At 73.5% G+C, this 11834-nt stretch carries 10 protein-coding genes; 7 read left to right on the forward strand and 3 right to left on the reverse strand.

Going from position 1 to position 11834, the window contains the following annotated elements:
* Positions 1–125 precede the first annotated feature (125 nt).
* On the forward strand, positions 126–1346 hold the full coding sequence (gene ilvA, locus GA0070616_RS17620) for a threonine ammonia-lyase (RefSeq protein ID WP_091083660.1): 1221 nt from the start codon (positions 126–128) through the stop codon (positions 1344–1346).
* A 144-nt stretch (positions 1347–1490) separates the two neighbouring features.
* Here the strand turns inward: ilvA and greA are convergent, their stop codons facing one another.
* Together greA and GA0070616_RS17630 are read right to left on the reverse strand one after the other, a co-directional pair.
* Complete coding sequence (greA, locus tag GA0070616_RS17625; protein ID WP_091083663.1) at positions 1491–1988, reverse strand: transcription elongation factor GreA; 498 nt, start codon at positions 1986–1988, stop codon at positions 1491–1493.
* 177 nt (positions 1989–2165) lie between these two features.
* On the reverse strand, positions 2166–2600 hold the full coding sequence (locus GA0070616_RS17630) for a DUF4307 domain-containing protein (RefSeq protein WP_091083667.1): 435 nt from the start codon (positions 2598–2600) through the stop codon (positions 2166–2168).
* A 187-nt stretch (positions 2601–2787) separates the two neighbouring features.
* Between GA0070616_RS17630 and mca the strand changes: the two genes are divergently transcribed.
* The 3 genes from mca (at position 2788) to GA0070616_RS17645 (ending at position 6756) form a co-directional block, all read left to right on the forward strand.
* A complete protein-coding gene (gene mca / locus GA0070616_RS17635; protein ID WP_091083672.1) occupies positions 2788–3669 on the forward strand; it encodes a mycothiol conjugate amidase Mca in 882 nt (293 codons plus the stop codon).
* A 48-nt stretch (positions 3670–3717) separates the two neighbouring features.
* On the forward strand, positions 3718–4011 hold the full coding sequence (locus GA0070616_RS17640) for a hypothetical protein (protein ID WP_091083677.1): 294 nt from the start codon (positions 3718–3720) through the stop codon (positions 4009–4011).
* Positions 4012–4290: 279 nt separating this feature from the next.
* A complete protein-coding gene (locus GA0070616_RS17645) occupies positions 4291–6756 on the forward strand; it encodes a putative bifunctional diguanylate cyclase/phosphodiesterase (protein ID WP_425412960.1) in 2466 nt (821 codons plus the stop codon).
* A 72-nt stretch (positions 6757–6828) separates the two neighbouring features.
* Here GA0070616_RS17645 and GA0070616_RS17650 read toward each other — a convergent pair whose 3' ends face one another.
* A complete protein-coding gene (locus GA0070616_RS17650) occupies positions 6829–7857 on the reverse strand; it encodes a phosphatidylinositol-specific phospholipase C domain-containing protein (protein ID WP_091083684.1) in 1029 nt (342 codons plus the stop codon).
* 134 nt (positions 7858–7991) lie between these two features.
* Here GA0070616_RS17650 and GA0070616_RS17655 point away from each other — a divergent pair, with 134 nt between their 5' ends.
* From GA0070616_RS17655 to purE, 3 genes are all read left to right on the forward strand, one after another.
* A complete protein-coding gene (locus GA0070616_RS17655) occupies positions 7992–10082 on the forward strand; it encodes a thioredoxin domain-containing protein (protein ID WP_091083687.1) in 2091 nt (696 codons plus the stop codon).
* Between the two features lie 71 nt (positions 10083–10153).
* Complete coding sequence (locus tag GA0070616_RS17660) at positions 10154–11344, forward strand: 5-(carboxyamino)imidazole ribonucleotide synthase (RefSeq protein ID WP_091083691.1); 1191 nt, start codon at positions 10154–10156, stop codon at positions 11342–11344.
* A complete protein-coding gene (gene purE, locus GA0070616_RS17665; RefSeq protein ID WP_091083694.1) occupies positions 11341–11832 on the forward strand; it encodes a 5-(carboxyamino)imidazole ribonucleotide mutase in 492 nt (163 codons plus the stop codon). Before GA0070616_RS17660 ends, purE begins: the two co-directional genes overlap by 4 nt.
* The last annotated feature ends 2 nt before the right edge of the window (positions 11833–11834 follow it).

Genomic DNA, 11834 nt, shown 5'->3' on the forward strand with positions numbered 1-11834 from the left:
CGGTGCCGGCTGTGCCGGGCCGGTGCCGGGCCGCTGCCGGCCGGTGCCGGGGCCAGGCGTCGCCGGCGTCACCGGTACCGAACCAGGTCGCCGGTGCCGGGCAGGGCGGATGGCACGATCTAGGCATGACGGAACTGGTCAGCCTGGACGAGGTACGCGCGGCACGGGACCTGCTCGACGGGGTCGTCCGTACCACTCCGCTGGAGCCGTCCCGGCCGCTGAGCGCCGCGCTCGGCGGGCCCGCGTGGCTCAAGTGCGAGAACCTCCAGCGCGCCGGGTCGTACAAGGTGCGCGGCGCGTACGTGCGCATCTCGCGGCTGTCCGAGGCGGAGCGGGCCGGCGGGGTGGTGGCCGCCAGCGCCGGCAACCACGCCCAGGGGGTGGCGCTCGCGGCGGGGCTGGTGGGCATCCACGCCACGGTCTTCATGCCGGTGAACGCGCCGCTGCCGAAGGTCGCCGCGACCAAGGGGTACGGCGCCCAGGTCGAACTGGTCGGCAACACGGTCGACGAGTCGCTGGTGGCCGCGCAGGCCTTCGCCGAGCGCTTCGGCGCGGTGCTGATCCACCCGTTCGACCACCGGGACGTGATCGCCGGGCAGGGCACCGTCGCGTTGGAGATCCTCGAACAGTGTCCCGAGGTGCGCACCATCGTCACCGGCGTCGGCGGCGGTGGGCTGGTCTCCGGGATGGCGGTGGCCGCCAAGGCGTTACGCCCCGACGTGCGGGTGATCGGGGTGCAGGCCGCCAGCGCGGCGGCGTTCCCGCCCTCCCTGGCGGCCGGGGAGCCGGTACGCCTGCCGTCGTTCAGCACGATCGCCGACGGCATCGCCGTGGGGCGGCCGGGCGAGCTGACGTTCACCCACGTCCGCAAGCTGGTCGACGAGGTGGTCACGGTCGCCGAGGAGGACATCTCCCGGGCCCTGCTGATGCTGCTGGAGCGCGGCAAGCAGGTGGTGGAGCCGGCCGGCGCGGTGGGCGTGGCCGCGCTCATGTCGGGTGCGGTGCAGGTGGAGACGCCGGTGGTCGCCGTGCTCTCCGGCGGCAACATCGACCCGCTGCTGATGCTTCGGGTGATCGAGCACGGGCTGGCCGCCGCCGGACGCTACCTGCGGGTCACCGTCCGCTGCTCGGACCGGCCCGGTCAGCTCGCCTCCCTGCTCGGGGAGATCGCCGAGCACCGCGCGAACGTGGTCGACGTGGAGCACCAGCGGGCCAATCCGCACCTGCGCCTGGGTGAGGTGGAGGTGGCGCTGTCGGTGGAGACCCGGGGGGTGGCGCACTCGGACTCGCTGATCAGTGCGCTGCGAGCGAGCGGCTACCAGGTGGTCTTCGCCGCGGAGGTGTGACACCGGACGGTGCCACACCTCCGCGCGTTCGGTGCCGGTTCGGTCGTCGCGGGGGCAGCCCGTGCAGGGCGGCGCGGCGAGCAGCTCCACGCCGGTCCCCCGCGCCCCGCACCTTCTCCTCCCACGCCCCGACGACGTGTCGGTTCAGCCGGAGAACGGCTCGAAACTGACCACTGTCACCTTGATGTCCGCGCCGCTGGGCGCCGTGTAGGTGCAGGTCTGCCCGGCCCGGCCGCCCAGGATCGCCTGGCCAAGGGCCGACTCGGGGCTGTAGACGGTCAGCTCGGTGGTCGAGGCGATCTCCCGCGACCCGAGCAGGAATGTCTCGGTGTCGTCCTTGTCGTCGTCGAAGTAGATCGTCACGACCATGCCGGGGGCGACCGCGTCGGCGGTCGGCGCCTCGCCGACCTGCGCGGTGCGCAGCAACTCCTGCAGGTACCGGATCCGTCCCTCGGCCTTGCCCTGCTCCTCGCGGGCGGCGTGGTAGCCGCCGTTCTCGCGGAGGTCGCCCTCCTCGCGCCGGGCGTTGATCTCGGCCGCCATCGCCGGCCGGTTGGCGATCAGCTCGTCGAGCTCGGCCTGCAGGCGGTCGTACGCCTCCTGGGACAGCCAGGTGGCGGACGCCTCGTTGCCAGTGGACACAGGCGATCTCCCTAATGTGCGTGCTGGCTGACAGGTGAAATTCCAAGTTACCAGTGCCCCACGACACGGGGGTGTCCGTGATCACCATGAGCCCCGAGGCCGGCACCGGGCAGGAACAACACCCCGGGTGCGGCCACCCGGCGACGGTCGCCGGGTGTGGTTCCACCGGGACCGTGGTCAGCCGGCGGGCCGGCAGCGCACCACCTCGCCGATGAAGGGACGGGAGTCCGTGGCCAGCCGGTGCCGGGCGATGATCTCCCGCTCACCCTGGGCGGCGGCCACGGTGACGGTCTCCCGGCCGACCTCGGCGCCGTCGCGGTCGCGGGCGCGCAGCAGGCAGACCGCCGACCCGCCCGGCGGTACGGTCACCCGGAAGTCGACCACCACCTGGCCGTCCGTGATCTCGGTGTAGGTGATCACCTGGGCGTCGTAGGCCGGGTTCCCGTACTGCTGGTAGAGCCGCAACGAGACCAGGCCGAGGGCCGCGACGGCGGCCAGCGCCAGCAGCGTGGTCAGCACCGGCCGGCGGCGCCCCGGCTCGCGGCGGCGGCCGTACCGGCCGGGCGGGAACACCGGCGCGCCCGGCGGTACTGTGGCGTGCGTCTCGGTCACCGGCGGGTATCTCCTGGCGTGGTTGTCGGGGGCATCGGCAAGAATGGCTAGAGTCCATTCTCCCACCCGCCCGGTCGTCACAGCTGGCAGGCCCGCCCTGGCCCGCCCGCGAGCGGGGGAGGATTCCGACAGGTCAGCCGGGCGACCCGGACGGGCGACCGGTGGGCAGAGACGAGGAGCGCCGACGTTGGCAGAGCAACTGCGACTGATGGCCGTCCACGCGCACCCCGACGACGAGTCGAGCAAGGGGGCCGCGACCACGGCGAAGTACGTCGCCGAGGGGGTGGACGTCCTCGTGGTGACGTGCACCGGTGGAGAGCGCGGCAGCGTGCTCAACCCCAAGCTCGACCGGCCGGAGGTGTGGGCCGACATCGCCGAGATCCGCCGCGCGGAGATGGACGCGGCGCGTGCCATCCTCGGCATCGAGCAGGCCTGGCTGGGCTTCGTCGACTCGGGCCTGCCCGAGGGCGACCCGCTGCCGCCGCTGCCCGAGGGCTGCTTCGCGTTGCAGGACGTGGCGGTCGCCGCCGGTCCGCTGGTGCGCCTGATGCGTGAGTTCCGTCCGCACGTCGTCACCACGTACGACGAGGAGGGCGGCTACCCGCATCCCGACCACATCATGTGCCACAAGATCAGCGTGGCCGCGTTCGAGGCGGCGGGCGACCCCGAGCGCTATCCCGACCTGGGTGAGCCGTGGCAGCCCCTGAAGCTCTACTACGACATCGGCTTCTCCAAGGGCAAGATCATGGCGCTGCACGGGGGCATGCTGGCCGCCGGTCTCCAGTCGCCGTACGAGGAGTGGCTCACCCGTTGGGAGGACCGCCCCGACAAGGGGCCCCGAATCACCACCCGGGTCGAGTGCGCGGACTACTTCCCCGTCCGCGACGACGCGCTGCGCGCCCACGCCACCCAGGTCGACCCGGACGGCTTCTGGTTCCACGTGCCGATGGAGCTGCAGAAGCGCGCGTGGCCGACGGAGGACTTCGAACTCGTCCGCTCGCTGGTCGACAGCCCGCTGCCCGAGTCCGACCTCTTCGCCGGGGTGCGCGAGACGGCCCATGCCCGCTGACCTGGGGCCGGGCTACCCTGGGAGCAAACCAAGAGCCGAAGGAACGACATGCTGACCGCTGCCGAGGTGCTCGCGCAGAACAACTTCGGGAACACCCGCACGGGCGGCCTGGCCGGGCCGATGGGGCTGTTCCTGATCCTGGTGCTGGCCACCGCCACCGTCCTGCTCATCCGGAACATGAACGCCCGACTGCGCCGGCTGCCCGACCGGTTCCCCACGGAGACGGGTGCCGCCGACCTCGACCGGGTGGACGCCAGCGTCGTCGATCCGACAGACGGGACCGCCACCCAGGATTCATCCGGGAGCGCTCCTATCCGTTCCCAGCAGCGCCGGGACGGTTGATCGGGGCATGATTCACGTCGAAGCCGGTTGTCGACCCCTGTTGCGGCCACCGGCTTTGGCTTAGCCTTCCGCCGGGGGACCAGAACGTCCTCTGAGTCGTGCGCGGGAGGGGGCGCTGATGGCCGTCACAGTCGTGTCCGCCCGCCGTGCGTCCGGTCTCCCACCACACGTACCTCCGGCCGGCAGGGCCGCCTCCGCGGGAGCGGGTCGGTGACCTCCGGTAGGGCCGGTTCCCCGACAGATCGGCCAGAGGCCCGCGGCCTACCGCCCCGGGTCCTCGTGCTCACCGCCGCCGTTGCGACAACCGCCCTGGTGGCCGTGGTGGTGGGTCTGACGCTGCCCGTCCGGTTGCCCGCCGACGATCCCCTGGGCGGTCCCGCCCGGTTCGGCCTGGCGGTCGCCGTGCTCGCCGTGGCCCAGTTGGCCCGTCTGCGGTTCCGGGCCGCCGCCGGCATGGTCAGCATCACCTGGGGCGAGGCCGCCCTGGTCGTCTGCCTCTACCTCGCCCCGCCGGGCTGGCTGCCCGCCGCCACCCTGGTCGGGGTGGGGCTCGCCTGGACGGGCCTGTCCGTGTTCGGCGAGCGCCAGCCCGTGCTGGAGGTCGTCCGCATCGCGGCCTCGCTGACGGCGGCCACCGCCCTCGCCGTCGTGGTCACCACCGCGCTGGGCCAGCCGCTGCTGGCCACCGCCCCCACGCCCCCGGCCGCTGCGGCCGTGGTGGCCGGTGCCGTCACCTACCTGCTCGTCACCGCCTGGCTGGGCGGCGTGACGCTGTCGCTGCGACACGGCATCCCCCTGGGCCGGCCGCTGCTCGCCGCCCTGCACGGCAAGCTCAACATGTTCGTCGGCAACGTGGTCGTCGGGCTGGTCGTGGTGGCCCTGGTCGAGATCGATCCGCGCTGGCTGCTGCTGCTCCCACCGCCGCTGTGGCTGCTCCAACAGACCTACCGGCACCGGCTGCGCGCCGACCGGGAACGGCGGACGTGGCGGGCGTTCGCCGAGGCCACCGCCGCACTGAACCAGCTCGACGAGCGGGGGGTGGCCACGGCGGCGGTCAGCGGAGCCCTCACCCTCTTCGACGCCGAACTCGTCGACGTGGAGGTGATCCGGGGCGACGGTCGCTGGCGACGCTACCGGGGGGACGCCGGTGGCCAGGTGGTCGACCGGGAGACCACCCCGCCGGCCGACACCGAGCCCGATCCGCACGAGATCGTGCGACCGCTCACGGTCAGCGGAACCCAGGTGGGCCGACTGCGGATCCGGTTCCCGCACGCGGCGCCGCCGAGCGGGCGGGAGCGCGACGCCGTGGCCGCGTACAGCGACGCCGTCGCGGCGGCGCTGCACGACGCGGCGACCCACCGCGAGTTGCGTCTGGTCACCGCCCGGTCGTCGTACGAGGCCGTGCACGACCCGGTGACCGGGCTCGTCAACCGGGCCGCGATGCTGGGCAGGGGCGACGAGGCGTTGCGGCAGCTCGCCCACAACCACCCGGTGGCGCTCCTGCTGCTCGACATCGACCAGTTCAAGGAGGTCAACGACACGCTGGGGCACGCCGCCGGCGACCAGTTGCTGCGGCTGACCGCGAGCCGGTTGACCGCCCTGGCCCGCCCCGGTGACCTGCTGGCCCGCCTCGGCGGCGACGAGTTCGCCCTGCTGCTGACGTCGGTGCCGGTGGTGGACGACCGTGCGGCCCCCATGGCGTACGCGCTGCGCCAGGCGCGGGAGATCGCCGAGCGGCTGGCCGTTCCGACGGAGGTGGCCGGGGTACGGATGTCCGTCGAGGTCTCCGTCGGGGTGGTGGTGGCCGGGGCGGGCACCGCCGACCTGACGGAGCTGCTGCGCCGGGCCGACATCGCGATGTACCAGGCCAAGGAGGGCGGCGGCAGCGTCGCCACGTACGACAGCTCCCGCGACGCGGCCAGCACCGACCAGTTGGCGCTGCTCGCCGAGCTGCGGGAGGCGTTGAAGACCGACGACCAGCTGGTGCTGGCCCTGCAACCGGCGGTTGACCTGGCCACCGGTGCGCCGACGGGGGTGGAGGCGCTGATCCGGTGGCGGCACCCGCGCCGGGGTTGGCTCGGGCCGGCCGACTTCATCCGCCCGGTGGAGAACAGCGAACAGCTCGGCGCCTTCACCCGCTACGTGGTCGACAAGGCCCTCGGGGTGGCCGCCGGTTGGGCCAGGCAGGGGCTGACCGTGCCGATCTCGGTGAACCTGTCGGCCCGCAGCCTGCTCGACCCCCGGCTGCCCGGTGAGATCGCCGAGGCGCTGCGCCGGCACCAGGTGCCCGCGCACCGGCTGGTCCTGGAGATCACCGAGACGGTGGTGATGAGTGAGTTGGAGGTCATCGACCAGGTGCTGACCGCCCTGCGGTCGATGGGCGTGCAGCTCGCGGTGGACGACTTCGGCACCGGTTTCTCCTCGCTGACCTTCCTCACCCGGGTGCCGGTGGACGAGCTGAAGGTCGACCGGTCCTTCGTGATCCGCATGGCGGACTCGCCGGAGGCGGCGGCGATCGTGCGTACCACGGTGGGGTTGGCTCACGAGTTGGGCCTGCGGGTGGTGGCCGAGGGGGTGGAGACGGCCGCCCAGCGGGCCGCACTGGCCGAACTGGGCTGTACGGCGGCCCAGGGCTACCACTTCTTCAAGCCGATGCCCGCCGACAAGATCGGTGCGGTGCTGGGCTCGCTGCTCGACGAGGCCCGCCCCAACGTCTTCCCCCTCCGCGCCGACGGCGCCTCCTGAGCGCTTCCCGGCCCCGCCTGCCGCTCCTCCCGGCCGCCCGGGAGGAGCGGCAGGCGGGGTGGGTGGGAGGGATCAGGCGCGGGGGAGGAGGGTGGGGATGACCGTGGGCAGGGTCGCCCAGTCGGCCGAGGCGATGCTGGCGTGGCGGGCGGCCAGTTCGCCGACCCGGGCACGGGCCGCGTCCGGGTCGGCGCCGACGGCCGGAGGGACGTTCTGCGCGTCAGTCATGATCAGCAGGTAGTTGTTGGCGGAGTACCAGGCCGTGTCGATGCCACCGCCGACGTACGCGTTCGCGTCGCCGTCGAACATCACGAACCAGGGGCGCAGGCTCACGTCGGCGTACCGGCTGCGGGGGTCGCCGGCCTGGGCCCGGTGCACGGCGGGGAACGCCTGCGCCCGGGCCAGGGTGCCGGCGGCGGCGAGGCCGGCCAGGTGTCGGGCGTACTCGACGTCGGTCCACAGGGTGTCGGTCGGGTTGCCCTCCTCGACCGTGCCGGGGATCAGCTCCACGATCACCTTGCCGGCGAGCTGCCGCCGGGTGGGCCAGGCGTCGGCGCGGGCGGCGGCGTCCAGGGTGGCGTGCGACCCGCGCAGTTGGGCGGGGGTGAACACCCGGTCGCCGAGCCGGGCGGCGAGCAGCGCGTCGAGCTGCACCGGCCCCTGACCCGTACGGCTGCTGAATCCGGTCTTCAGTTCCAGCTTGAGGATCAGTGGTCCGGCGTCGGGGTGGGCGGTCAGCCAGAGCCGGATGTTGTCCAGGCAGTGTTCCAGGTTCTTGTTGCGGGTGCCGGTGTAGAGCTGCGCGGGGCTGGTGGCGGCCACGCAGTTGTTGTCGTTGCCGAAGGGGTTGGAGTGGCTGACCCGCCACTGCCGGGTGAAGATGTCCGGCCAGACGTCCAGCTCGATCAGGCCGGGGCGGGCGTCGAGCGACTGGGCCAGGTAGGTGTAGGTCGCCTTCTCGTACGCGTTGTGGGTGCCCACGCCCGTCGTGGCCGACACCCGCCGGTCCGGGTCGACGGCCGCCGTGGCGGGGGTGGGGGCGAGCAGCGATGCGGCGAGCGCGCCGGCGGCGAGGGCGGACAGGGCCCGGAGTCTGCGCATGGTGCCTCCTCGGTGGGGGTCCCGCCGGCGCCGGGCCGGCGGCCATGCACAGATCTAAATAGACGGAGGTTAATGGGGGAAGGCCTGTCGGCGTCGGGCGGTCGGCCGTGCCGCCGGCTGGATATGGTCGTCGGGTGAACCGACTCGCGAGCGCCACCAGCCCCTACCTGCTCCAGCACGCCGACAATCCGGTCGACTGGTGGCCGTGGTGCGACGAGGCGTTCGCCGAGGCGAAGCGTCGCGACGTGCCGGTCATCATCTCGGTCGGCTACTCGGCCTGCCACTGGTGCCACGTGATGGCCCACGAGTCCTTCGAGAACGCCGAGGTCGGGGCCCTGATGAACGAGGGTTTCGTGTCGATCAAGGTGGACCGCGAGGAGCGCCCCGACGTCGACGCGGTCTACATGACCGCCACCCAGGCCATGACCGGCCAGGGCGGGTGGCCGATGACCGTCTTCGCCACCGGCGACGGCACCCCGTTCTTCTGCGGCACCTACTTCCCGCGCCCCCACTTCCTGCGGCTGCTCCAGTCGGTCTCCACCGCCTGGCGCGACCAGCGGGAGGCGGTGGAGAAGCAGGGTGCCGCCGTGGTCGAGGCGATCGGCGGCGCGCAGGCCGTCGGTGGCCCCACCGCACCGCTGGACGCCGGGCTGCTCGACGCCGCCGCGGCACAGCTCGCCCGGGAGTACGACCAGACGAACGGCGGCTTCGGCGGGGCGCCGAAGTTCCCACCGCACATGAACCTGTTGTTCCTGCTGCGCCACCACCAGCGCACCGGCGACCCCCGCAGCCTGGAGATCGTCCGGCACACCTGCGAGGCCATGGCCCGGGGCGGCATCCACGACCAGCTCGCCGGCGGCTTCGCCCGGTACTCGGTCGACGCGCACTGGACCGTGCCGCACTTCGAGAAGATGCTCTACGACAACGCACTGCTGCTGCGCGTCTACACCCAGCTGTGGCGGCTCACCGGCGACCGCCTCGCCGCCCGGGTGGCCCGCGACACCGCCCGGTTCCTCGCCGACGAGCTGCACCGGCCCGGGGAGGGCTTCGCGTCGGCCCTCGACGCCGACACCGAGGGCGTCGAGGGCCTCACGTACGCCTGGACCCCGGCCCAGCTCGTCGAGGCCCTCGGCGAGGAGGACGGCCGGTGGGCAGCCGACCTGTTCGGGGTGACCGACGAGGGCAACTTCGACGCCCATCCCTCCTCCGGGTCGCAGCACGGCCCTGCGGGCGGTCACGGCGGGCAGGGGATGAGCGTGCTCCGGCTGGCCCGGGACGTCGACGACGCCGACCCGGAGATCCGCGCCCGCTGGCAGGACGTCGCCCGCCGGCTGCTGGCCGCCCGCGACGCCCGTCCCCAGCCGGCCCGCGACGACAAGGTGGTGGCCGCCTGGAACGGCCTGGCGATCACCGCCCTCGCGGATTTCGTCCGGCTGGTCGAGGTGCGCGGCTTCACCGGCGACGAGGCGGAGGCCAACCTGCTGGAGGGGATCACCATCGTCGCCGACGGGGCGATGCGCGACGCCGCCGAACACCTGGCCCGCGTACACCTGGTGGACGGGCGGCTGCGGCGGGCCTCGCGGGACGGCCGGGTCGGCGAGCCGGCCGGCGTGCTGGAGGACTACGGCTGCGTCGCCGAGGCGTTCTGCGCCCTGCACGAGCTGACCGGCGAGGGCCGCTGGCTGACCCTGGCCGGTGAGCTGCTCGACGTGGCCCTGGCCCGGTTCGCCGCGCCCGACGGCGGCTTCTACGACACGGCCGACGACGCGGAGCGGCTGGTCACCCGGCCCGCCGACCCCACCGACAACGCCACGCCGTCGGGGCGCTCGGCGATCGTCGCGGCGCTGGTGGCGTACGCGGCACTCAGTGGCGAGACCCGCTACCGGGAGGCGGCCGAGGCGGCGCTGTCGACCGTCGCGCCGATCGTCGGCCGGCACGCCCGGTTCACCGGGTACGCGGCCACGACCGGGGAGGCTTTGCTGTCCGGACCGTACGAGATCGCCGTGGTCAGCGCCGACCCGGCGGGGGATCCGCTGGTCGCCGCCGCTCACCGGCACGCCCCGCCCGGTGCGGTGCTGGTGGTGGGTGAGCCGGACCGGCCCGGGGTGCCGCTGCTCGCCGACCGGCCGATGCGCGACGGGCGCTCCACCGCGTACGTGTGCCGGGGTTTCGCCTGCCAGCGCCCGGTGACGACGGTGGACGAACTGGTCGCCCAACTGGGCTGACCCGTCTGCCCCGGCTGGGGGCCGCCCCGAACGAGGGGCGTGTCGGCCGGCACCGATAGGCTGGCCGCGCTATGGATTCCCGTACCGGTCTGCCCGTTGTCGGCATGGTGGGCGGCGGCCAGCTGGCCCGGATGACCCACCAGGCCGCGATCGCCCTCGGCCAGTCCCTCCGTGTGCTGGCGCTCGCCCCCGACGACGGCGCGGCCCTCGTCGCCGCCGACGTCCAGTACGGCGACCACACCGACCTGTCCGCGCTGCGCACCTTCGCCAAGGGCTGCGACGTGGTCACCTTCGACCACGAGCACGTCCCCACCGCGCACATCCGCGCCCTGGCCGAGGAGGGGGTGCGACTCTTCCCGCCGGCCGACGCGCTGCTGCACGCGCAGGACAAGCGGGTCATGCGGGAGCGGCTCGGTGCGCTCGGCGCGCCGAACCCCGCGTGGCGGCCGGTGGGCTCGCCCGACGACCTGGTCGGCTTCGGCGACGAGGTGGGCTGGCCGGTGGTGCTCAAGGCGGCCCGGGGCGGGTACGACGGCCGGGGCGTCTGGATGGTCGACGACGCCGCGCAGGCCGCCGAGCTGGCGACGACCCTGCTCGCCGGCGGCACGACGTTGATCGTCGAGGAGCGGGTGGCGCTGCGCCGGGAGCTGGCCGTGCAGGTGGCCCGATCGCCGTTCGGTCAGGTCGCCGCCTACCCGGTGGTGGAGACCGTGCAGCGTGACGGCATCTGCGTCGAGGTGCTGGCCCCCGCCCCCGGGCTGGCCGAGGAGTCGGCGGTGGCGGCGCAGCAGCTCGCCATCGACCTGGCCACCGCGCTCGGCGTGGTGGGGCTGCTGGCGGTGGAGCTGTTCGAGGTGGCCGACCCGGCCGCCCCCGGCGGTGCCCGGATCGTCGTCAACGAACTGGCGATGCGTCCGCACAACTCCGGTCACTGGACCATCGAGGGGGCCCGCACCTCGCAGTTCGAGCAGCACCTGCGGGCGGTGCTCGACTATCCGATGGGCGACACCGGGCTGACCGCACCGGCCGTGGTGATGGCCAACGTGCTCGGCGGAGCGCCGGGCGGCATGTCGATCGACGAGCGGCTGCACCACCTGTTCGCCGCCGAGCCGGGCGCCAAGGTGCACCTGTACGGCAAGCAGGTGCGGCCCGGCCGCAAGATCGGGCATGTCACGGTGCTCGGCGACGACCTGGACGACGTACGGGCGCGGGCTGCGCGGGCGGCCCGGTGGCTGCGCGAGGGCGAGGGAGAACCGGCATGAGCACCGTCGGACTGATCATGGGTAGTGACTCGGACTGGCCGACCATGAAGGCCGCCGCCGAGGTGCTCGACGAGTTCGAGGTGCCGTACGAGGTCGAGGTGGTCTCCGCGCACCGCACCCCGGTCAAGATGATCGACTACGGGCGGGCCGCCGCCGGTCGAGGGATCAAGGTCATCATCGCCGGGGCCGGTGGCGCCGCAGCCCTGCCCGGCATGGTCGCCTCCGTCACCCCGCTGCCGGTGATCGGCGTCCCGGTGCCGCTGAAACACCTCGACGGCATGGATTCGCTGCTGTCCATCGTGCAGATGCCGGCGGGCGTGCCGGTGGCCACGGTGTCGATCGGCAACGCCCGCAACGCCGGGCTGCTGGCCGTCCGGATGCTGGGCGTCGCCGAACCGGCACTGCTCGACCGGATGTCGGCCTACCAGGCCGACCTGGAGCAGCTCGTCGCCGAGAAGGACGCCGCCCTGCGGGCCTCCCTGCTCTGACC

The organism is Micromonospora nigra, assembly GCF_900091585.1.
In the GTDB taxonomy this organism is placed as follows: Bacteria; Actinomycetota; Actinomycetes; order Mycobacteriales; family Micromonosporaceae; genus Micromonospora; species Micromonospora nigra.